The following is a 23,910-nucleotide window of genomic DNA, read 5'->3' as shown; positions in this document are numbered from 1 at the left end:
TTCCTTGAAATTTATCAAAATTGAGTCATTAGACTTAATTAGTAACGTTTATACCGTGCCAAAGTAACTCAATTAGTTGTTCAGCCGTCTCTTCCACAGAATAAGTTAAGGTAGGGTGCTGCTTATTCATATAGCCGACCTTTAACAAGGAAACATAGGAATGAGTCAAAAAGGCAGGATGAAATGGACGAATCTCTTCACTATCTATCGCTTGTCGAAATGCGCTCTCTAACACTTGATACATTTCTTCCTCTGACTGCTTTATTTTTTCAAGCTGACTTTCGGATAATTCCTTTCTAGCTCCCTTTAAATAGTTCTCTACATCGATATCAATTGTTTTCTCTAAGTGAATCTTAGTTATTTTAACTAGCCGAGTCTTTAATGGTAATTCCTCTTCTAAAAAAATTTGTATCTGATCTCGAATACGGATCATTAACATAATCATGGCTTCCGTAAATAATTCTGCCTTACTAGCATAATAATAATATACCGAAGCTTTCGTTACATCACATTTATTTGCAACACTTGCAATCGATACATTAAGATAACCATTTTCAAGAAAGAGCCTTAATGCCTCTTGTAATATTAATTCATTGGTAGGTTGTTTTATGTCACTATCCTTTGGCCTACCCAAGCGTCTAAATCCCTTCTCTTTCAAAGATTTTCTCTCCTTATAAAACTTTTGTGTTCTACAATTATAACATAATTTTCATAAGTAATGTTTGATAATTAACCGACCAGTATATATAATTAATTCTATAAAGCAGACTAATTAAATACATACAACGAGGGAGAGATTATTAGATGAAGTTACTAGAAAATTGGGGTAATTTAGTCGCTAACAAAAAAAGCCGGTTTGTTACATTCATTATTTGGCTAGTCATTATAGCTTTACTTTCATCTATATGGCCACAAGTCAATGAAGAAAAAACAGGATCTAACCATTTATTACCGGAAAATGCCATGTCAGTACAAGCAGACCAAATAATGGAGGAACAATTTCCAAATGAAAATGGAATTCCGTTATTACTTGTATGGCACCATGATAATCAGTTAACAGATGAGGATTATCAATTAGTCCAGCGCATATACCAAGAATTAAAAGAGAACCCGCTTGCACATCAATCCATGGTTCCTCCATTTGCGGAAATGCCACTACAGGCCTTAAAGCAAAGTGCATCAGGCGATGGATCAGCCCTTATCACTCCAATTTTCTTTGAAAAAAATACAGAAACAGAAGCATTAGCGGAATCACTTACTACTTTAAGAGATAAAATAACGGAGCAATTGGACTATAATCCATTTGATGAGAAATTATCTAGTGACAATCTTCATATTCGTCTAACAGGGCCAGTAGCTATTTCTACAGATGCAGTTGAATTGTTTAGTGAAGCCGATATAACCTTATTAATTGCAACGGTTATTTTAGTTTTAGTATTACTCATTATTTTATATCGATCACCTATTCTGGCAATCGTTCCTCTAATAGGTGTCGGAATAGCATATGGTTTGATTAGTCCCCTACTTGGTTTTATGGCTAACAAGGGTTGGATTGAAGTCGATGCACAAGCCATTTCCATTATGACTGTACTATTATTTGGTGCTGGAACGGATTATTGTTTGTTCCTTATATCAAGGTATCGTGATGAACTTCAGCACATTCATAACAAGTTCACTGCATTGCAACAAGCTATTAAAGGTTCTGGTGGAGCAATAGCCATGAGCTGCCTTACTACCTGTATAGGGCTATTATCACTTGGGTTAGCTAATTATGCTTCCTATGACCGATTCGCTGTTCCATTTAGTTTAGCAATATTTATTATGGGCTTTGCTGTTCTGACCTTCCTACCATCGATTTTATCTATGTTAGGACGTGTCGCTTTTTTTCCTTTTATTCCAAGAACCGAAAGTATGGTAGAAGATCTTGCTAAAAAGAAAGGAAAAGCGGTTCGTCTCCCAAAAGAACGAAGTAAGCTTCGTAAAGGTATTGGGAAATTAGTAACGGAAAAACCTTGGCGCATCATTGTCATATGTAGTGTCTTTCTTATTGGTTTAGCCCTGATCGTCCCTAAAATTTCCTATACATTTGGAGTACTTGATTCCTTTCCAGAGGATATGCCTTCAAGAGAAGGCTATACCCTAATTGAGGAGCACTATCCACCAGGAAATATTGCACCTGTTCAAGTAATAATGCAGACAAATGGTAAGGATATCGATGTAAAAGATGAGCTTTCCAATTTGGAAATCGTAGAGAGTGTATCTGATATAGCAACTGGCGAAAAGGATCCTAACTATCATTCCTATGAAGTCACCTTAGCTATTGATCCTTATTCCGATCAAGCAGTGAATGAAATTCCTGTGATCAAATCAGTTGTAGAAAAGAAGCTACGTGCTGCCGAAATGAATAATGCTAGTGACCATGTCTGGATTGGTGGAGAAACAGCAACCTTATATGATACAGAAGAGATCACGACAGATGACCAAAATCTTATTATCCCAGTTGTACTATTAATTATCGCTGTCCTTTTACTTGCGTATTTGCGCTCTATTGTCGCAACAATTTACCTGTTACTAACCGTCGTACTGTCTTATTTATCTGCACTAGGTTTAGGATGGCTAGTCATTCATTATCTTCTGGATGCACCTGCCATGCAAGGATTAATCCCGCTTTATGCATTTGTGTTTCTTGTTGCTTTAGGGGAAGATTATAATATTTTCATGGTATCAAGTATATGGAAAAATAGAAAGAAGATGCCATTGAAACAAGCTATTGCAAAAGGTGTCAGTGAAACAAGTAGTGTCATTAGCTCAGCTGGGCTAATTTTAGCAGGTACATTTGCTGTGTTAGCAGTACTACCAATGCAAGTGCTTGTTCAATTTGGAATTGTTACAGCAATTGGCGTATTATTAGATACCTTTATTGTTCGACCATTGCTCGTTCCTGCCATTACTACCGTTCTCGGGAGATTTTCCTTCTGGCCAAACAAACTATGGAAGAAAAAGTAAAAAACCGGGTGTGAACCCGGTTTTTTACTTCATTTTTTTAAACTCTTCTTCTGTACATAACACCCAGTGACCATTCTTTATCTCTCTTAAAGTGGCTCCTTCGGGATTGTAGCTATCATGATCAAAAACAACTCTTTGACGGTTTCTCTCATAATCTGGATCTGGAACGGGTATAGCTGAAAGCAGGGACTTGGTATAGGAATGAAGTGGGTTGCTGTATAGCTCCTCACTATCCGCTAATTCCACAATTCTCCCAGCAAACATAACTGCTATTCGATCACTAATATATTTTACCATTGATAAATCATGAGCAATAAATAAATAAGTGAGCCCTCGTTTTTGTTGTAATTCCTTCATTAAATTAACAACCTGCGCCTGTATCGATACATCTAATGCAGAAATTGGTTCATCCGCAATAATAAATTCAGGATCAACCGCTAATGCTCTTGCAATTCCGATACGCTGTCGTTGTCCACCACTAAACTCATGAGGATAACGAGATGCATGCTCTTTATTCAAGCCAACGGTTTCTAATAATTCATGAACTCGATCAGTTTTTTCTTTTTCATTTTTGGCTAATCCATGTATATCAATACCTTCTGAAATAATCTCTTTCACCGTCATTCTAGGATTTAACGAAGCATAAGGATCCTGAAAGATCATTTGCATCTGTCTATTGAAGGATTTTATTTCTTGCTTTGATTTCAAGCTATGGACATCGACACCGTTAAATTTCACTTCACCACTTGTTGCATCATAAAGTCTGATTATCGTTCTTCCAGTCGTTGATTTTCCGCAACCAGATTCGCCTACAAGTCCAAAAGTTTCCCCACGGTAAATATCAAAGCTGATACCATCAACTGCTTTTATGACACTTTTTTTACTTGTGCGAAAATGTTGTTTCAATTCTTTAACTTCTAAAATCTTATCCTTATTCATTCTTGTTGTCCCCCTCAGTCGAGAAGCCCTTCATCCGTCTTTTTACAGCCTCAGGTGGCTCGATATGTGGAGCATCTTCATGCAATAACCAAGTCGCAGCATAATGAGAATCAGATACTTGGAACATTGGTGGCTCCTCTTCGAAATCAATCGCTAGGGCAAATTCATTTCTTGCTGCAAATGCATCTCCTTTTGGTGGATGAATTAAATCAGGTGGTGTACCTGGTATGGCAATTAATTTTTCCTCTTGACTATCGACTGTTGGCATTGAACCTAATAATCCCCAAGTATATGGATGTTTCGGATTATAAAAAACGTCATCGACTGTTCCAATTTCAACTATCTTCCCCGCATACATTACCGCAACACGGTCTGCCACATTGGCAACTACGCCTAAATCGTGTGTAATAAAGATAATGGATGTTTCCATTTTTTTCTGAATATTCTTCATCAACTCAATAATTTGTGCTTGAATAGTCACATCCAATGCCGTTGTTGGCTCATCAGCAATTAATACCTTTGGATTACAAGCTAGTGCAATCGCAATAACTACACGCTGACGCATCCCACCTGAAAATTGATGTGGATATTGATTGATTCTTTTTTCCGGATCAGGAATACCAACTAATTGTAATAATTCTAGTGCTCGTTTTTTTGCTTCTTGCTTGGACTGGTTCTGATGAAGAATTAAGCCCTCCATAATTTGTTTTCCAACCTTCATTGTTGGGTTTAAGGAAGTCATCGGATCTTGAAAAATCATCGAAATATCCTTACCACGAATTTTTTGCATTTGTTTATTTGATAATTTCGTTAAGTCTTTTCCTTCAAACAAAATTTCCCCTTTAGGGATTTTACCAGCTGGCTTTGCTACTAACCCCATTAATGCTTTTGTAGTAACAGACTTACCTGAACCAGATTCTCCAACGATTGCGAGAGTTTCTCCTTTATTTAAAGAAAAATTCACACCTCTCACGGCCTGTACACTTCCACCATACGTATCAAATGTAACATGTAGATTGTTTACATCTAAAATAGAATCCAACTTTCGTCCACCTCCCTTTCTATTTTCTCATCTTAGGATCTAATGCATCCCTTAGACCGTCTGCTAATATATTAAAACCAATCATCAATAGAGATATAATCACAGCAGGAAATAGTAACATATAAGGATATACACGATAATCATCAAATGCTGTATCGATTAAAGTACCTAATGATGCGACTGGTGGTTGTAGACCTAATCCAATAAAGCTTAAAAACGATTCAAAGAAAATCGCACTTGGTATGGTAAACATTGTGTTTATAATAATGACACTTGTTACGTTTGGAATTAGATGTTTCATTAGAATTCGTTTATCATTAGCACCTAAAGTCCTTGCCGCAAGCACGAACTCTTGATTTTTTAATTTTAAAACTTGCCCGCGTACAATACGTGCCATGCCAATCCAGCCTGTGATCGTTAAGGCAATTGTTATCGCTAATAAACCTGGATCAAGTAACATGATCATTAAGATGACGACAACCAAATTAGGTATACCTGATAAAACCTCAATGACACGTTGCATATAATTATCAACACGACCACCGTAATAGCCAGAAATACCGCCATATAGTACACCAACAATCATATCAATCATGGCTGCTAAGATACCAATGTATAAAGAGATTTGTGTACCTTTCCAAATTCTTGTCCAAAGATCTCGACCCATGCTGTCTGTTCCAAACCAATAATAGCTATCCTCTTGTCCTCTTGCTGCATAAATGTCTACTTCCATTGCAACAGTATAATAATTATCATTATCTTCACTTGGTTCTTGAACTATTTCAACATTTTCCACATATTTTTCTTCAATATCATAGCTTTCTAGACCACGTTTAAGTGCTTCTTCCTCTGATTTCCCTTGTACTTCATACGTTTGAAGCCCATCTAGTCCTAGCCACTCTAAGCCTTTTACTTTTGCTGGTAAATATGCTGCATCATAATTTGCTTCTTCCATCGAATAATCGTTCATTAAAGGACCCATTAATGCAAGCAAAACAATAAATACAATGACTATTAACCCAGCAATTGCGCCTTTATTTTTCGTTAAACGAATCCAAGCATCCTTCCAATAGGAGAGTTGAGGACGAGTAAGCTCTTCACCTAAATCCTCTTGCAAATGGACACGTTGAAACTTTTCTTTGTTAGCTCCTTTTGTATCTTTGTCCATTAATCCTTCCCTCCTGCAATTCTAATTCTTGGATCAATCAAGCCGTATAATAGATCGACAATTAAAATAACTAAAACAAATAGTATCGCAAATAAAATGGTTGTCCCCATAATAACTGGATAATCATTCGTACTAATTGAAATAACAAATTGCTCCCCAATACCAGGTATAGCAAAAATTTGTTCGATAACTAAGGTTCCTGTCATTAAGCTAACTGTCATAGGTCCTAACACTGTAATCACAGGGATAAGTGCATTTCTTAAAGCATGCTTAAACATAACGATCCTATTAGATACTCCCTTTGCTCGTGCCAATTCAATATAATCAGACCCTAATACTTCTAACATTTCCGTCCGCATAAACCTTGCACATATTGCCATTGGGAAAATCATTAAAGCAATTGTTGGAAGGACAGAATAAATCGGTGACTCCCAGAACGAAACAGGAAAAAGTCTCCATTTTACCGCTAAGTAATATTGAAGTAAACCAGCAAACACAAAAGACGGTATTGATATTCCAATAACCGCTAAAATATTGGATGTATAATCTACCCAAGTGTTATGTCTTATTGCTGCAAACATCCCTAAAATGATACCTAGTATGGAACCAATAATTAATGCTTGTGCTCCTAAGTGGGCAGATGGCCCAATTCGATCAAGTATTATGTCTGTAACAGGACGATTATCATATTGAAATGACACGCCTAGATCACCACGGAAAATACCCGTTATATATTTTACATATTGAACAGGGACAGGCTCATCTAAGCCATATTGTTCCATTAAGAACGCCTCTTGCTCCACCGTCAATTTCCCGCCGATATTATTAAAAGGGGAGCCTGGCATCATTTTCATTAAGAAAAAGGTTGCCGATATGATTATAAATAGAGTGATGACCATATAAATCACTCGTTTTGTAATATATTTTGCCATTCCAACCACCTCCTATTTTATTAGAATGAAAAGCACAAAGCACCAGATTAAAACGTAGCGACTGCACCAGTATCCTACAGGTGGATCGACTTTGTCCGTCGAAGTGACAGTTTTAGTCAATCAATTCACAAAGCCGAAATAATACAAATTGATGTGACTCTTCGTATTACGGATTCGGGAAGTCACTTAGTTTTGGCGCTTGGAGCTAGTCATCTCTCTTTATATTTTCTTATCTTATTTAAAATTCAAAATTTTCCAAATTTTTTAGATAACAGGGGAAAAGAGAGTATGCCAACAATATGTTCGCTATACTCTCTTAATTAATTAAAGTTAATCAGTGATTTTTATTTGTTTAGTTCCACGTATTTAAAGCTGTAATTATTAGCAAACGGATTTCGAACATCTAAACCTTCTACATAATCCTTAACTAGTACAGATGTTTTTCTTTGCATAATTGGCGCAATTGCTGCATCTTCTAGTAGAATTTTTTCAGCATCTTGCAATGCTTCAAATCGTGCAACAGGATCTAGTGCTAAATCAGTTTTCGCTGATTTAACAAGCGAATCGTATTCTTCATTTGAATAGCCAACATCATTGTTCTCTCCACCAGTTACGAAGACATCAAGGAATGAAACAGCATCCAAATAGTCTGGCCCCCAACCAGAAACAGCAAGTTCATAATTCTTTTCGCGCATGAGGTCTAATTGCTGTGCCCATGGTACATTCTTCGTTTCGATTGTTAGACCTTCTAGATTTTTTTCTAATTCCGTTTTCATTACTTCACTAATACTTTTCGCCGTATCTGTATCACCACTTAAGAAGCTTAAAGATACCTCTTCAAAACCTAATTCTTCTTTAGCAGCTGCCCAATATTCTTGCGCTGCCTCTACATCAAATGATAATAAATCACTTCCAGTTTGGAAGTCTTCTTCCGTTTCTGGATGTTGAATAAATTCTGTTGGAACATAAAAATCAATAGGAGTTGAATCATTACCATAAGCAACATCTATATATGCTTGTTTATCAAAACCTTTAGCCAATGCCATTCTAAAGTTTTTATTTTGCATATATTCACTTTTCTCTAAAGACTCTTGATTCATCTTCATATAAAATACAGCAGTTTCTGATAATACTTGGTATTCTGGGCTTGTTCTATTCTCACTTACTTGTGAACCTTGTAAAGTCACTCTATCTAATTCTCCAACCTCATAATTAGATAGTCTCGTGTCTGCCTGTTTAATTACTTTAACAGAAATCCCATCTAAGGCTACATTTTCAGCATCCCAATATTCTTCATTCTTTTCTAACTCCCAACCACTATCAGCTTGCCAGCTTGTCATTTTAAACGGTCCATTCGCTAAAATGCCCTCAGGAGATAAAGAAAACTGATCTCCCTGTTCTTCAACAAATTCCTTATGTGCAGGTAAGAAGTTAGAATTAATAACATATGAATCAAAATAAGGAACAGGAACTTCTAATTCAACAACGAAAGTATAGTCATCTGGTGCACTTACACCTAAATCTTCAGGAGGTAATTCACCTGCAAATATTTGTTCTGCATTTTTTATTTTTCCACTCATTAAGTAATTACCATAAAAAGAACCATTATCTGGGTTCACAGCACGTTGCCAACCATAAACAAAATCTTGTGCTGTTACCGGATCTCCGTTTGCCCATTTCGCGTCTTCACGTAAATGGAAAGTATATGTTAAACCATCATCACTTACTTCTGTCTCTTCTTTTTTCGCAATTCCTGATACAATTTCGCCACCTGGAGCTTGTCGATAAAGACCTTCATAAACAGTATCAATCCAAAGTGTTGAAACATTGTCCTCCGTCATAATCGGATCCATTGTTGGAATATCTGCAGTTTCTGCAATTCTTAAGACATTCTCTTCCTCTGAACTACCTTCTTCACTTTGCTTGTCGTCTGAACTGTTATCGTTTTCAAACGAGCAAGCCGCTAAGACAAAAGTTAAAATGGTAAAAATTAGTAGCAAAAGCCCACTTTTTTGCTTCATCTCATAAATCCTCCTAAAGTAATTTGATTTGTAAAGTAATTGTAAACTTGCAATGACTATTATACAGAGAACCCTTTTTTTATTCAGCATTTTTTTACTTAAACCGACTAAATTGATTCATAATACCTATTTTTTATAATCTTAATGAACTATATCTCAGTAAATCGTCCGAATACTCCGATTTTTTCGAGTTTTCTCATTTTTCAGTTAATTTACGAAATTCTATTTTATTATTTGCTAAATTCGTGTTAATTTTTAATAATAGGAACAGAACCAGAAAGGAGCTTCAATAGATGAAAAAACATTTCTTCATATTTTTCCTCCATGTAATACTATGTTCCATTCTGACAGTTTTACTCAATAAAGGGCTTACATTACTGCATTTGATTAATAGTATTTTTTATATAAGCAGTTTTTACCTGATTATAGGGCTCCTATTATTCGTTATTTCTAGACGATTCTTTGATATTACGGCAAATAGTTTTCGCAAAGTATTCACTCGAATAACCAAACAAAAAAACTGGGCGTCCACGTGGAGTGACGATAAATTACCTTCAGAAAAAATAAATCAAAATTGGATGATATTTTTCCTTTTACAGGGAAGCTTCCTATTATTACTAATGATTATTCTGCTAATCCTCTTTTATTACTAATTCATTGATTTAGATATGGAAAAAGCAAGTGAAGAACTTCCTGACCATTTCTCACTTGCTTTTCTTTGCAATCCTGCTATTTTTTTATAATATTTCTCCCTTTAATTACTAGATAGGGTAACATTCGCTTCCTGTAATTCGCCTTGACGATAGAATTGAATATTCACAACATCACCGACTGAAAGCTCTGAATATAAATATTTTCTTAAATTGCTTGCTGTTGCTACATTTTGATTGTTGATTGATACGATAATATCCTCGATTTGCAAACCAGCTTGAGCAGCTCCTCCATTTTCATCGATTGCTGTAATGATAACACCATCTGTAATTTCACTTGATGTAGTATTTGTGTAGTACGGTAAATCCGAAATATTTGCCATTGTTATGCCTAAATATGGACGAATAATTTGACCATTTTCCATGAGCTGGTCAATTATAGTAGTGACATTGTTACTCGGTATCGCAAAACCTAAGCCTTCCACATCATTATCTGCAATCTTCATACTGTTAATCCCTACAAGTTCTCCAGAAGTATTGATTAAAGCACCACCACTATTTCCAGGATTAATTGCTGCATCTGTTTGAATTACTTCCATATCCCACACTCCAGCTGACGTAGATGCCTCAATTGTACGATCCACTGCACTAACAATTCCTTGAGTTACCGTCCCATACAAATCAAGACCAAGTGGGTTTCCAATTGCAATTACCTCTTCTCCTGCTCTTAGCTCGGAAGAGTCACCAAAAGCTAACGAAGTTATATCGTATTCACCTTCTACTTTTAATACTGCGAGATCTGTTAAAGAATCAGAACCTATTAGCTCTGCTGTTACTGTTTCCTCCGTATAAAGTGTTACTTCAATAGTAGATGCATCCTCTATTACATGGTGGTTTGTAATAATATATAAAGCGTCGTCAGTTACTTGATAAATAACTCCAGAGCCTGTTCCGCTTTCTATCTCTTCACTTTCTTGATTTTGATGCTGTCCAAATCCCTGACTATAAAATGGATTGGACTGTTGCACTTGTATATTCGTAATACCTACAATTGCTTGAGAAGTTTGTTCTACAATGTCAGCAGTGGTTGAACTAGAATTTGTTACTTGCTCGATGTTTATATCCGATGTTGAATTTACCGTTTGTTCCTCTGCAATAGGCTCCTCAACAGCAAGATTCGCTGGCTCTTCTGTCTGAAGAAAACCTGTCTGAGCAACTATCGTTAATGTGAGAACAGAACCTACGACTCCAGCAGAAATAGATTTAAAAATCCCTTTATATTTATCGTTTTTCTTATTTATTTCCCTTTGTACATCTTTATTTTGATTTTTTTTATCTTGAAACATTTCTAGCCCTCCATATTCGATAGTTAATGGTGTTTTTCTGTCTATTACACTTTTTACTATAATCCGCGAATATGTCAGGAAGATGTCTAAACTAGATTTATCTGTTTCACAAAAAAATAACAGTTGAAAATCAACTGTTGTTTTTTGGTAGATATATTCGAAAAGTGGTACCTTTCTGTGAACTACTTAGCAAGGTTAAGTCTCCCCCCTGTACTTGGGCAATCATTTTACTTAAAGGTAATCCTAGTCCAAGTCCTCTCATTTTATATTTCTTTTCTTCTCCTCGGTAAAAGCGTTCAAAAATAAAGGGTTGTTCGTCTTTCGGAATTCCCCTTCCACAATCCTCTACATCAATATTAATTTGTGAACTATCCTCTTGTAACCTTATATTAATTACTGGTTCTTGATGATTTTCCATCGCCTGCTTTGCATTGTTTAAAAGATTTGTCATGATTTGCTGTAAACGAATTGGATCAACATTTACCTTAGTCGGTGATTTTAGCTTGGTAAGGTTAATCTTCATATCCTCATGTAGTATATTCCAGCTATAAACGGCAGTTTCCACAACATCATTGATATCGTGTACCTCCATATTAACATCGAAAGCATTTGCAGCAAATTGATTAAAGGCAAGTAAATCCTCTACCATCTTTTTCATTTTATCTGCTTCGTTTAAGGAAATCGTCAAAAATTCCTTTGCCTCCTCACCTGTAACCACCTCATCCTTCATCGCTTGGAGTAATCCACTAATAGAGGTAACTGGTGTTTTTAACTCGTGTGTAACACCTGCTAATAATTCTGTTCGTAATGCTTCTAATTTTTCAAGCTTATATGCCATTTCTTTAAAGGAATGAATTAACTCATGAACTTCTTTTTCTTTACTTTCATTTGGCAAATCAATCTGATAATTCCCTTCCTCCACTTGTTTCGCAGCCTTTGCCACTTCTTGAATTGGCTTAGATAACCGCTTAGACAAAAAGTAGATAGCAGCCCATCCAAGTATAGCAAGTCCGATGATCATAATGGCTAGCTGAGTGTATTCCTGATTTACTCGTGATAGATTTTGCTTTGACTCAAACATAACGACCCAGCCCAATGTGGATCCATCGATTTCTATCGGATATTTAACTACATAAAAACGAGTATCGCTAAGTGTAAATTGTTGAATCGTATCATCATTTTCTAAAACTGAAGAATGAATTTCCCCTGCCATCGGCCCTCCAGGTCGGTTACTTGAAAGGATAGCCCCTGAAGTGTCGATAATATAAGTAAACGGGTCAATCTCGAAATGTTTTTCTCCTTCTTTCTCTCTAAAAAAGTCATTTCTACCTGGTTCTGGTCCCTCATCCTCTGCCGATACAATACGATCAGCCATACTTTCCGCCATAATCGTCATCATATTTAGTCGATTTTCTAATGTCGTATGCCTAATCCAAAATGCGGAAATAAGTGCAATGACGATTAGTCCAATGCAAAGTGTTAATAAATATCGGCTGGTCCAGTACCGTCTCAGTGAGACTCTTCTCTTATTTTTGATTAACACGTAGCTGATACCCCAATCCTCTTAATGTTTTAATTTCTCCTTCAGAACTTGGCCAAGTATTTAGTACTTTACGAATTCGTTTAATAGCAAGATCGACTGCACGATCACTACCTTCATAATCCCAGCCCCATACATGTTCAATTAACTGCTCTCTTGTAAATGTTTGGTTTGGATTTTCTGCTAAGAACATTAATACAGAAAGATCGCGAGGCGTGAGTGTAACATTCTTTTTATTAAGGATTACTTGATGTGCTCTTATATTAATCTCTAACTGTCCATACCGTTTTATAGGATTTTCATGGTCTGCCCGTGACCGTCTTAACACAGCTTTTACCCGAGCCACTACTTCATCGGCCACAAAGGGTTTCGTAATATAGTCATCTGCCCCTTCATTTAACCCTTCTAATCGATGATTCACTTCTCCTAGCGCGGTTAACATAATAACGGGACAGTTGCTTTCCATTCTTATCTCTCTTAATATTTCCCAGCCATCCTTACCCGGAAGCATAACATCTAATAGAACTAAATCTGGATAGATGGTATCGAACTTATCCAACGCTTCTTCTCCATCATAAGCTTGTTCTACCTGATAGTTCACTTTTTGTAAATATGCCTTTAAAACTTGACTAATTGAAAATTCATCTTCAATTATTAATATTTTGACCATTAATTTCACCTTGATTTCTTTATATTTGGCGAGTTTATCCTTAGATTACCACATAATGAGAAATCGAGAAACTTGCCATACTTCTTTTTATCAGATCCATAAGTCAGCCATATGTCTAAAAACCAAATGAATATTTACAAAAAATTTACTTGACATTTTCCTGACACATTTCCTTTATAAACTAAAAATTGTTCCAGCGATTAACATGATAACAAAACGAACAGAAGGAGGCAGCTCAATGACCTTTCAGACATCCTTTCATCCTAATGGACGTCGTGAACGTAAGTACGCAATATCACAAACAGAATATCATATCCTGCGCGGCAAGCTACTTCATTTTATGAGCAGGGATCCCAATGCAGGGTCAAGCGGAAAGTATCGCATTCGTTCTACTTATTTTGATAACTTTTCCAATCGTATTCTAAATGAGAAGAAGGAAGGTTATTTAAATCGAGACAAATATCGAGTTCGCATTTATGAAAAAAGGGATCACTACATTAATCTTGAAAGAAAGAGTAAACGTAATAATTTAACCTTCAAATCAAAATGTATGGTCACCCGTAGGGAATTTGAAAAATGGCGAATTGGAGATATTGATTGGATGGAGCATGACGAAAGACCACTCATTCGAGATTTATACACAGAAATGAAATATAACCAAATCAAACCTACAACAGTTGTCGATTACGAACGAGAGCCGCTAATATACCCATTTGGAAATGTTCGCATTACCTTTGATAGCAAAATACAATCCAGTCTTTACAATACAGACATGTTTCATAAGCAGCTACCGATGGTCGATGTTCTCGAGCCAAATCTTATCATCTTGGAGGTGAAATATGATGAATATCTACCTGAAATAATAAAACATTTGCTACAGCTATCAGATACAAGACAAGAAGCCTACTCTAAATATCAATTAAGTCGGATGTATGGCTAACAGTAAAAATATTAAATCATTAGGAGAGAAAAAATGAATTCTATCACAAATTTTTCAGATATTTTTAAATCAAGCTTTTTAGAAACAACCTCATCCTTTTCTATTATTGATGCTTTACTTGGAATTGGTGTGGCATTTATGGTCGGGTTGTTTATCTACTTCATATATAAGAAAACTTTTAATGGGGTCATATATTCCCATTCCTACAATATCTCTTTAGTAATAATGACAATGGCTACTGCTTTAGTCATTATGGGGATTAGTCAGAATGTTCTGTTATCTCTTGGTATGGTTGGTGCTTTATCGATTGTTCGTTTCCGTACACCGATTAAGGATCCAATGGATTTAGTATACTTATTCTGGTCCGTCATAGCTGGAATATTATGTGGTGCAGGTTTTATTCTATTAGCAGTAATTGGCTCTGTTCTCATAGGATTAGTGTTACTTATATTCGCTAATAAGATCAAAGTCGAAAATCCCTATCTATTAATTATAAAATATGATCAAAATGCAGTTAATGAAGAGTTAGAACAAATTGTCAAAACCTATACGAAGAGGTTTAGCCTAAAATCAAAATCAATGATAGAGGACTATGAAGAGATAACCTATGAAATTCGTGTGAAAGATAATGATTCTAATATCACTTCTGAACTTGCTAGAATAAAAGGAGTCCAAACCGCTGTAATGCTTAGCTATGATGGAAACTTTACAGCCTAAAAAAGGGTGAACATTATGGAAAGAATTATTAATTATAGGTGGTTTTTAACCCTTTCTGTGATCTTGATTATCACCATAAGTGGTTGTAGTCAGGAGAACGGAGAAGCTACGGATGAGCTTATAAATAATCTGGTGCAATATGACACGGATGATGCTTATACGAGCTGGGAGGACCAAGAGGCCATCTCCATTCATCTAGATGGGAAAGAAGTAATCGCAGAAGAAAATGATTCTGTCCTTGTCTCTCAAAATCAAATCAATATATACACTTCAGGGACATATGTAATAGATGGAACATTAGAGGATGGACAAATTGTAGTAGATGCAGAAGATAGTGGAACAGTACGACTAATATTAAATGGTGTCTCGCTCCAATCCTCGACGAGTGCACCTATTTATATTAACCAAGCAGAGAAAACAGTTATTTCATTAGAAGAAGACACCCAAAACACATTAACTGACGCAACAGAATATGTATACGCGGATGAAGAAACAGATGAACCAGAAGCAACGATTTTTAGCAAAGATGATTTAACAATAAATGGTTCAGGTACTCTAAAAATAAATGGAAATTATAACGATGGTATAACGAGTCGTGATGCCCTTAAGATTATTGGTGGTACTATTAATATCACTTCTATAGATGACGGTATCGTCGGTCGAGATCTGTTTGCAATGAAGAAGGCTTCGATCACGATCGATGCAAAAGGTGATGGAGTAAAGTCATCCAATGATGAGGATGAATCAAAAGGTAATATCATCCTAGAAAATGGAGAGCTTAACATCGAGGCAGGTGGGGATGGTATTCAGGCAGAAAAATCTGTATATGGTATAGATGGAAAGTATTCTATTATATCTGGTGGAGGAAGTCCAGAAGAAATAGAAGGCACTACTACAGATTTTGATCGAATGGGAGAAATTCCTAATGGAGAAAATCCTCCCGAAAATATGCCACAAATGCCAAGCAATACTGATCGATCGGATTTACCAGAAGGAGACTTTCCTTCTAATGGTGGGGATCCACCTCAAGCTTCTAGTCAAAATAAAGATGAAACAGAAGATACAGAAAGTACAAAAGGAATAAAGGCAAACGAAGAAATTCATATTCTTAATGGTTCTTTCACAATTGACTCCTTTGATGATGCTCTACACAGTAATAAAAATTTGGTTATATCTGACGGAGATCTTTTTCTATCCACTGGGGATGATGCAATTCATGCAGATGGTGATGTACAAATAGAAAATGGAACGATAGATGTGAAGAAAAGCTATGAAGGATTAGAAGGATTAAATATTACAATAACCGGTGGTGATATTCATATTCATGCTGAGGATGATGGGGTTAATGTGAATAGTAGTAGTAATTATGCTAACATGCCGGGAATGAGTAACACAGATACCGAGACAACAAGTGAATCAAACGAAGAGACTACAGAAACTGGTGAACTTCTAATTGAAGATGGTTATTTATATGTTGACGCAAATGGTGATGGACTAGATTCAAATACCTCGATAACCATGACAGGTGGAATAGTGCTAGTTTATGGACCATCCTCATCTGGAAATGGATCACTTGATTATGATCAATCGTTTAACATCGAAGGTGGCACACTAGTGGCTGTTGGTAGTAGTGGCATGGCTCAAGGAGTATCAGAAGACTCCAGCCAATCTACTATTATGATGACATACTCAGAAATTCAAAACGCAGAAACTACCTTATATCTGGAAAATAGTAATGGGGAAAAAATACTTGCTATTGAACCTGAAAAAGATTTTCAAACAATTTTAATAAGCTCAGAGGACTTACAACAAGGTAAAAATTACATCCTTTATAATGGTGGAAGCATAACAGGAGATAAGGTAGATGGTGTATATGAGAATGCTGACTATCAAGAGGGAATTCAAGCAATTGAATTCACTTTAAACACTGCTATGACCTATTTAAACGAGGAGGGTGTCACTGAACAACAATCCAATCCTAAAGGTGGTAGATGGGGACAAAGAAAAGATTTTAATCAATAAGGATAGAAATTCTTTCAGTAAACATAAGATCAAGCTAAGAATGTAAGAGACGTTCTTAGCTTGATTGTTTTATATTCAAACTTTTATGCCATTATAGAATTATACAGTCCCTATTACTTTTTGTTGTATTCACTGCTTTTCTCATTCACACTCTTTACTCAGGGATATACGGCAAATCTAACTGATCAGGAACATTTATGACATGTGTATCTGTATAAGCTAGAAGCCCTTCTTTTCCATATTCACGTCCTATTCCAGACTGCTTTACACCACCGAATGGAAAACGTACATCAAGTCCTTGAACGGCGGCTGTATTAATCATCGTCGTACCTGCCTGTATACGTTTGGCAACCTCAATGGCATGTTCTTCTTCTCCCCATACAGAACTAGTCAATCCAAATATACTGTCATTAGCAAGATGGATTGCATGTTCCTCATCCTCAAAAGGTAAAATAGGAACCGTCGGACCAAACTGTTCTTCAACAACGATTGGATCATCCTGACTTGCTCCTAAAACGACGGTAGGCTGCATAAAGTAACCTTTCTCATAAAGAGCTTGATCAAGTATTTCACCAAGTTTCACAACTTGAGCCCCTTTACTTTTAGCATCATCAATTAGACTTTGGACATACTTTGCTTGCTTTTCATTATTAACAGGACCAATCGTCACATTTTTATCAAATGGGTCTCCTACTCGAATCCATTTATTAGCTGCCTCAATATACCTTTCAACAAATGAATCATAGATTGATTTATCAACATAAATTCTTTTAGCAATCATACATATTTGTCCAGCAGTAAGAAAATTAGATATGACAATCCGCCTCATTGCTTTCTCATCATTTACATCAAAATCATTTAAAACAATTGCTGCATCATTACCACCTAATTCAAGTGTCATATGTTTGATTGTATCTGCCGCTGCTTTCATAATATGTTTAGCTGTTTCTGTCCCACCTGTAAAGGCAATTTTGGCAACCTTTGGATTGGATGTTAACTCTACACCAACGTCCGCTTCCCCGTGAACAAGATTTAACACTCCTGGTGGAAATTCGTTTGCAATTAATTCAATTACTTTACTTACAGCTAACGGGGCTAACGGACTCGGTTTTAAGACCATCGTGTTACCTGCTAATAATGCTGGTGCAACCTTAATTGTCGAAAGGGAAATCGGATAATTCCATGGTGTGATAGCAGATACGACGCCAATAGCATCTTTGGCTATAATAGTTTTACCATTATCATGTCTTTGCACTTCATTTTTCAAAACTTCTTTTACATTATCACACGCAAATTCCATCCACATTAGAGAGACAGCTATTTCTCCTTTCGAATCATAAAGTGCTTTGCCATGTTCCCGTGATAATAGTTGTGCAATTTCTGGGGTAGCATCTTTTATTTTTTGGATCGCCCTACTCATCCGTTCTATTCTTTCATCCATAGACGATCTTCTCCAAGTAGTAAACGTTTCATATGCTACATTAATGGCCTTTCTTGTGTCTTCTCGTGTATTTACTGGTGAAAACCCAACTATTTCCTCTGGATTTGTTGGGTTTTCACGTGGGGCTTGTTTTTCCGTTTTATACTTTTCCCCATTGATAATAGCATCAATTACAATCGGATTTTTAGACATATGATTCCTTCCTTTCGTTAAAATTTTTTATAGTATGCTCTTCCACTAAATATCTAATTCACACTATAATTTGAAATCGTAAAATCCTACAGAGGTAGTGAACTTTATTTTAGCCAGATCTTGGGTTTGGAATACGTTTTATTATATCTATAAACTTCATTTGGTGAGGAGAGTAGGTTTGATATGCGTTTTATAAGACCTATAAACTTCATTTGGTGAGGAGAGTAGGTTTGATATGCGTTTTATAAGACCTGTAAACTTCATTTGGTGAGGAAAGTAGGTTTGATATGCGTTTTATAAGACCTGTAAACTTCATTTGGTGAGGAAAGTAGGTTTGATATGCGTTTTATAAGACCTGTAAACTTCATTTTCTGGGAATCTGGGCTTAAAAATGAGTTTCAATCCATTCTATTTTCGAAAGAATTTAGTACTTTTTGTGTCTATGCTATAATGCTGGGGAGGGTAGGAACAAAATACGTAATCAATGCCTCAGTTCAGTAACAAAATCCAACAAATAAGAAATTATTTAAAACATATGATAAACTCTATTTAGCCCGTTTTATACCAAAAAGTGATCTTAACTATATATCAAGAGGTGACGATAATGAAAACAATTTTTTCAGGAATTCAACCAAGTGGTACTTTAACACTTGGAAACTATCTAGGCGCAATGAAACATTTTGTCGATCTACAGGAAGAAAACAATTGCTATTTTTGTATTGTTGATGAACACGCCATTACTGTTCCACAAGAAAGACTAAAATTAAGAGAAAATATAAAATCTCTTGCTGCATTATACATAGCTTCAGGTATTGATCCGAAAAAGTCTATTTTGTTTATTCAATCAGAGGTACCAGCACATACACAGCTCGGCTGGATTTTACAATCAATAAGCTATATCGGTGAGTTAGAACGAATGACACAGTTTAAAGATAAATCGAATGGAAAAGAAGCAGTTTCTTCCGCACTTCTTACCTATCCCCCATTGATGGCGGCAGATATATTACTTTACAAAACAGATATCGTACCAGTAGGTGATGATCAAAAGCAGCATTTAGAGCTAACCCGGGATCTTGCTCAACGATTCAATAATAGATATAACGATATTTTCACGATTCCTGAAATTCGTGTCCCTAAGGTAGGTGCACGAATAATGTCCTTACAGGAACCAACAAAAAAAATGAGTAAATCTGATGAGAACTTAAAAGCATCGATTCTTATGTTAGACACAGATAAGCAAATCGAGAAAAAAATTAAAAGTGCGGTTACTGATTCGGATGGGATCGTAAAATTTGATAAAACAAATAAGCCTGGAATTAGTAATTTACTTACCATTCATGCTAGCTGCACTGGTGAGAGTGTAGAAGATCTTGAGAGAAAGTATGACGGAAAAGGTTATGGAGAATTTAAACAGGAAACAGCAAATGCGGTGATGGCAACATTACGCCCTATTAGAGAAAAATATGAGAAATTAATGGCTTCCGATGAGCTAGATAGACTTCTAGATGAAGGTGCGGAAAAAGCGAATTTTGTTGCTAACAAAATGCTAGCAAAAGCGAAGAAAGCCATAGGTCTCGGACGAGTGAAGAAAAAAAGGTAAACGTAAAGGATTTCTTCCTCTCTGTTGTTCCAAATTATCTCTACAAGAAAAACCGGACTTTGCTAAAAAATAAAGTCCGGTTTTCAATTCCTTATCGCACAGATTTTGTAGTTGAATTATCATGTTCTTGATCCCAAATCGTTTCATAATAGGTTTGACCTTTAATGATTTGCTTGCAGAAATATTCGTGTTTTTCCGACCATCCTTCGATTAATTCTTTATATAGTGTATTCCATGCCTCTTGAAAACTCATCCGTTTAATAGCATGATATTGATCTGGCTTCCATTCCGTTAGCCAGTACCTTATTTCCTCGAGACATTTTGAAACCTCTAACTGGTCCAATGCAACCATTAGCAATTGCTTGAGCTGTCTTTCTTTTCTAGTCAATCCCTTCATTCTTTCAGGTGGAAGTGAAAGAATATGATATTCCTTTTCTTCTTGATAGGGTACTTGATATACCGTGGGTTCTCGACTCTCAATTAATTCAAGAACCAATCTCTCTTGCCTTGGAATTAACCTGCTCTTTCGGACAGGAATTTGAAAACCCATAGTATCAAATGCCATTATTGATCTGCCGTCAGATATGATGGCTGCATATTCCAATACTTTTCGTTCTTGATTTTTTCTTATGTAAGCTCTTTTATAAATGGTGTCAAGCATCTTTTTAGGTAAGTCCTGTAAGTCGTTTTCAATGTATTGATAAGTCTTGGGATCAATAAGTAGAACAGGAACTTGATCTAGTATCTCAATACCATCAGAGGTTCTCCATTCATGAAATGGACATACATTATAACCATTTTCTTCACCCTCAAACCAATTTACCCATACATCATGCAAATATAACATATGACCAAACCTCACTTTATGCTTTTTCTTATCAAACAGTATGACCAAAATGGAATGAATTATTCTTTTCTTCTATTATTTAACAGATAAAATGGTCAGCTTCTGGATCGATAAACCCATGAGAATCAGACCTATGATAAAAAAATAACATTCTACTTTTGTTTGAATAAGTGCGATATAGTCATATAAAGTGAGCCCAGCCGGTATAAAATTCAAGTACAATATAAGTGACATGCCTCCAGAGACTGAAAAACCGAATCCTATTAGAAATATTAATGCATAGATCAAAACTACTCACCCGCTTGTCCACCTAATTTATTTCATTATATGTACAAGTATCCTCACATATGAGTGGATCAATATAGAGTGTAAATTCCCACCCATCATTTCTGCAATTGGAAGGCTATAAACATAATAAATCCTGTTCCCCAATATGGAAACAGGATTTATTGTACTTGTATTACTGATATTTTTTAAAAATTAGAGAAACATTATGCCCACCGAAACCTAATGAATTACTCAAAGTAATATTCACTTCTTTTTGTTTTGCTTTATTCGGAACATAATGAAGATCACAATCTGGATCAGGTGTTTCATAATTAATGGTCGGAGGTAAGATCCCATCTTGAATAGCTTTCACACATGCAATGGCTTCCACTGCACCTGCTGCTCCTAATAGATGTCCAGTCATTGATTTCGTCGAAGAAACATCTAATTGATAGGCATGATCTCCGAAAACTGTCTTAATGGCTTGAGTTTCAAATGAATCATTATATTCTGTACTAGTACCATGTGCATTAATATAATCTATATCCGTTACTTGTATATCCGCATCTTCAATCGCTTGTTGCATCGCTCTTGCGGCCCCTTCTCCCTCTGGAGCCGGTGAAGTAATATGATAAGCATCCCCTGAAGCACCATAACCAACAATTTCCGCATAAATCTTTGCTCCACGTTTTTGGGCGGATTCTAATGATTCTAAAATAATAATTCCTGCACCTTCTCCCATAACGAATCCATCACGATTTTTGTCAAATGGTCTACTGGCCGTTTTTGGGTCTTCGTTAAAAGATAATGCTTTTGCTGTGGAGAATCCGGCATATGCCATTGGTGTTAGTGGAGCCTCCGCACCACCAGTGATCATGTAATCTGCATCCCCACGCTCAATGACTTTAAAAGCATCTCCAATGGAGTTAGCTCCAGATGCACATGCAGTAACAGAACAATTATTAATTCCTTTTGCACCTAACTGAATCGAGACTTGACCAGCGGCCATATCCGGAATAAGCATAGGTACGAAGAATGGACTGACACGACGATAGCCTTTGTCCATAAACCTTCTAAATTGTTCATCATATGTTGCCATTCCGCCAATACCAGAACCAATCCAAACACCTACCCTTGGCGCAATTTCATCGGTAATTTCAAGATTGGCATCCTCTACCGCATTTTTCGCTGCAGCCACTGCATATTGGGTAAACAAGTCCATTCTTTTGGTTTCTTTTTTGTCCATATATTGTGTAGGATCCCAGTCCTTCACTTCGCCTGCTACTTTTGCAGGAAAATCATCTTTATTTACTTTAGTAACAATATCAATACCGGATACACCATTTTTTAAATGATCCCAAAATTGATCTACTTCATTTCCTAATGGTGTGATTGCTCCTAATCCGGTCACGACAACCCTATTTTTACCCATGAATATTCCTCCTTTTATCTAATTTTACGTTATTTTCCCCATCTTAAAGCAACGGCTCCCCATGTAAGACCACCACCAAAACCTACTAAGACAACTAAATCATTATCGTTTATTTTACCTTTTTTTACAGCTTCAGACAAAGCAATTGGTATCGAAGCAGCTGATGTATTTCCATAATGATTCACATTGACTGCCATTTTACTTTCATCGATTCCTAACCGTTGTCTTGCAGCTTCCATAATTCGAATATTTGCTTGATGAGGTATTAAATAATCAACATCCTCTTTAGCAAGTCCGGCTTTTTCAACCACCTTAACAGATGATTCTGGCATTTGACGTACAGCAAATTTAAATACTTCTCTTCCATTCATTATGATATGCTCATCCTGTTGGGCTAGATGCTTTCCACCACTTCCATCTGCACCTAACTCAAAGGATAAAACGCCTTTGCCATCACTTACTGGACCCATAACCGCAGCACCAGCACCATCTCCAAATAAGACACATGTATTACGATCTTCCCAATCGGTAATTTTGGATAATTTTTCGGCACCAACGATTAAGATATGCTTATAATCACCTGATTCGATAAATTGCTTGGCTGTAATCATCCCATACATAAAACCAGCACATGCTGCACTTATATCCATTGCAGCTGCTTTTGTTGCACCAAGCTTCTCCTGCAAAATACATGAGACCGTAGGAAATGGCTGATCTGGTGTAACAGTGGCCACAAGTATTAAGTCTAGTTCTTCAGCAGTAAGATCTGCTTCTTTTAAGGCATCCTCTGCAGCTTTTAATGCCATATCAGAGGTGTTCTCATCATCTGAGGCAATTCTTCGCTCCTCTATTCCTGTTCTAGTACGAATCCATTCATCCGTAGTATCTACTATTTTCTCTAAATCTTTATTGGTTAAAATTTTCTCTGGAGCATAATGACCAGTTCCTAAAACTCCTGCTTTCATTATTATCCTTCCTCTCAAAGGAATTAATATCAATTATTAAGACTTGGTACTAATTTTAAGCGAAAACAAGTAAATTTTCAAGTATCAAATCTTCTCACAACTGGTCTATTTTTCATGATACATAACGAAAATGTTCATCCTTCCCTACAAATTGTTATGGCTATCCATTCCAA

Annotated in this window: 20 protein-coding genes; 6 read left to right on the top strand and 14 right to left on the bottom strand. The window is 36.2% G+C overall.

From position 1 onward, the window contains the following. Positions 1–34 precede the first annotated feature (34 nt). Positions 35–658, bottom strand: a complete 624-nt coding sequence (locus ACZ5N5_RS11780) for a TetR/AcrR family transcriptional regulator (RefSeq protein ID WP_464372536.1) — start codon at positions 656–658, stop codon at positions 35–37. A gap of 146 nt (positions 659–804) precedes the next feature. Here ACZ5N5_RS11780 and ACZ5N5_RS11775 point away from each other — a divergent pair, with 146 nt between their 5' ends. Beyond that, positions 805–3,006: an MMPL family transporter gene (locus ACZ5N5_RS11775; protein ID WP_464372535.1), complete on the top strand. Its 2,202-nt coding sequence runs from the start codon at positions 805–807 to the stop codon at positions 3,004–3,006. 24 nt (positions 3,007–3,030) lie between these two features. On the opposite strand, the gene ACZ5N5_RS11770 is transcribed toward ACZ5N5_RS11775, so the two are convergent. From ACZ5N5_RS11770 to ACZ5N5_RS11750, 5 genes are all read right to left on the bottom strand, one after another. Further along, a complete protein-coding gene (locus ACZ5N5_RS11770) occupies positions 3,031–3,945 on the bottom strand; it encodes an ABC transporter ATP-binding protein (protein ID WP_109985049.1) in 915 nt (304 codons plus the stop codon). Next, entirely contained in the window at positions 3,938–4,987 is a 1,050-nt protein-coding gene (locus tag ACZ5N5_RS11765; RefSeq protein ID WP_109985050.1) for an ABC transporter ATP-binding protein, read from the bottom strand. Before ACZ5N5_RS11765 ends, ACZ5N5_RS11770 begins: the two co-directional genes overlap by 8 nt. A gap of 19 nt (positions 4,988–5,006) precedes the next feature. Beyond that, positions 5,007–6,155 (bottom strand): oligopeptide ABC transporter permease, encoded by a 1,149-nt coding sequence (gene opp3C / locus ACZ5N5_RS11760; protein WP_464372534.1) that lies wholly within the window; start codon positions 6,153–6,155, stop codon positions 5,007–5,009. Beyond that, entirely contained in the window at positions 6,155–7,087 is a 933-nt protein-coding gene (opp3b, locus tag ACZ5N5_RS11755; protein WP_109985052.1) for an oligopeptide ABC transporter permease, read from the bottom strand. Before opp3b ends, opp3C begins: the two co-directional genes overlap by 1 nt. Before the next feature lie 344 nt (positions 7,088–7,431). Then, positions 7,432–9,108: a peptide ABC transporter substrate-binding protein gene (locus ACZ5N5_RS11750; RefSeq protein WP_464372533.1), complete on the bottom strand. Its 1,677-nt coding sequence runs from the start codon at positions 9,106–9,108 to the stop codon at positions 7,432–7,434. Positions 9,109–9,401: 293 nt separating this feature from the next. On the opposite strand from ACZ5N5_RS11750, the gene ACZ5N5_RS11745 reads away from it, so the two are divergent. Further along, on the top strand, positions 9,402–9,761 hold the full coding sequence (locus ACZ5N5_RS11745) for a DUF3899 domain-containing protein (RefSeq protein WP_054860558.1): 360 nt from the start codon (positions 9,402–9,404) through the stop codon (positions 9,759–9,761). Positions 9,762–9,862: 101 nt separating this feature from the next. Here the strand turns inward: ACZ5N5_RS11745 and ACZ5N5_RS11740 are convergent, their stop codons facing one another. From ACZ5N5_RS11740 to ACZ5N5_RS11730, 3 genes are all read right to left on the bottom strand, one after another. Then, positions 9,863–11,104, bottom strand: coding sequence for a trypsin-like peptidase domain-containing protein (locus ACZ5N5_RS11740; protein ID WP_054788988.1), 1,242 nt, complete (start codon positions 11,102–11,104; stop codon positions 9,863–9,865). A 130-nt stretch (positions 11,105–11,234) separates the two neighbouring features. Then, positions 11,235–12,647 (bottom strand): HAMP domain-containing sensor histidine kinase, encoded by a 1,413-nt coding sequence (locus ACZ5N5_RS11735; RefSeq protein WP_109985056.1) that lies wholly within the window; start codon positions 12,645–12,647, stop codon positions 11,235–11,237. Next, a complete protein-coding gene (locus tag ACZ5N5_RS11730) occupies positions 12,631–13,314 on the bottom strand; it encodes a response regulator transcription factor (RefSeq protein ID WP_054788989.1) in 684 nt (227 codons plus the stop codon). Before ACZ5N5_RS11730 ends, ACZ5N5_RS11735 begins: the two co-directional genes overlap by 17 nt. A gap of 238 nt (positions 13,315–13,552) precedes the next feature. Here ACZ5N5_RS11730 and ACZ5N5_RS11725 point away from each other — a divergent pair, with 238 nt between their 5' ends. Genes ACZ5N5_RS11725 through ACZ5N5_RS11715 form a run of 3 tightly spaced genes read left to right on the top strand, consistent with a single transcriptional unit; the run spans position 13,553 to position 16,993 of the window. Beyond that, positions 13,553–14,254, top strand: coding sequence for a polyphosphate polymerase domain-containing protein (locus ACZ5N5_RS11725; RefSeq protein ID WP_464372532.1), 702 nt, complete (start codon positions 13,553–13,555; stop codon positions 14,252–14,254). 33 nt (positions 14,255–14,287) lie between these two features. Next, a complete protein-coding gene (locus ACZ5N5_RS11720) occupies positions 14,288–14,971 on the top strand; it encodes a DUF4956 domain-containing protein (protein ID WP_054788990.1) in 684 nt (227 codons plus the stop codon). 15 nt (positions 14,972–14,986) lie between these two features. Beyond that, positions 14,987–16,993: a carbohydrate-binding domain-containing protein gene (locus ACZ5N5_RS11715; RefSeq protein WP_464372531.1), complete on the top strand. Its 2,007-nt coding sequence runs from the start codon at positions 14,987–14,989 to the stop codon at positions 16,991–16,993. 154 nt (positions 16,994–17,147) lie between these two features. Here ACZ5N5_RS11715 and ACZ5N5_RS11710 read toward each other — a convergent pair whose 3' ends face one another. After that, on the bottom strand, positions 17,148–18,626 hold the full coding sequence (locus ACZ5N5_RS11710) for an aldehyde dehydrogenase family protein (RefSeq protein WP_277679628.1): 1,479 nt from the start codon (positions 18,624–18,626) through the stop codon (positions 17,148–17,150). Between the two features lie 604 nt (positions 18,627–19,230). On the opposite strand from ACZ5N5_RS11710, the gene trpS reads away from it, so the two are divergent. Beyond that, positions 19,231–20,226 carry a tryptophan--tRNA ligase gene (gene trpS / locus ACZ5N5_RS11705; RefSeq protein WP_277679636.1) on the top strand — a complete coding sequence of 332 codons (996 nt, stop codon included), beginning with the start codon at positions 19,231–19,233 and terminating at the stop codon, positions 20,224–20,226. Positions 20,227–20,317: 91 nt separating this feature from the next. Here trpS and ACZ5N5_RS11700 read toward each other — a convergent pair whose 3' ends face one another. The 4 genes from ACZ5N5_RS11700 to ACZ5N5_RS11685 form a co-directional block, all read right to left on the bottom strand. Then, on the bottom strand, positions 20,318–21,073 hold the full coding sequence (locus tag ACZ5N5_RS11700) for a DUF3603 family protein (RefSeq protein WP_054788993.1): 756 nt from the start codon (positions 21,071–21,073) through the stop codon (positions 20,318–20,320). Between the two features lie 75 nt (positions 21,074–21,148). After that, complete coding sequence (locus tag ACZ5N5_RS11695; RefSeq protein WP_464373781.1) at positions 21,149–21,307, bottom strand: hypothetical protein; 159 nt, start codon at positions 21,305–21,307, stop codon at positions 21,149–21,151. 226 nt (positions 21,308–21,533) lie between these two features. Then, a complete protein-coding gene (fabF, locus tag ACZ5N5_RS11690; protein ID WP_109985064.1) occupies positions 21,534–22,772 on the bottom strand; it encodes a beta-ketoacyl-ACP synthase II in 1,239 nt (412 codons plus the stop codon). A gap of 29 nt (positions 22,773–22,801) precedes the next feature. Then, the gene (locus ACZ5N5_RS11685; protein WP_109985065.1) at positions 22,802–23,737 is read right to left on the bottom strand and encodes a beta-ketoacyl-ACP synthase III; all 936 of its coding nucleotides are present in this window, start codon (positions 23,735–23,737) and stop codon (positions 22,802–22,804) included. Positions 23,738–23,910 lie beyond the last annotated feature (173 nt).

The sequence above is a fragment of the Gracilibacillus sp. JCM 18966 genome (genome assembly GCF_055392695.1).
The sequence above is the reverse complement of the archived record's forward strand: the minus strand, read 5'-3'. Positions and strand labels throughout refer to the sequence as shown.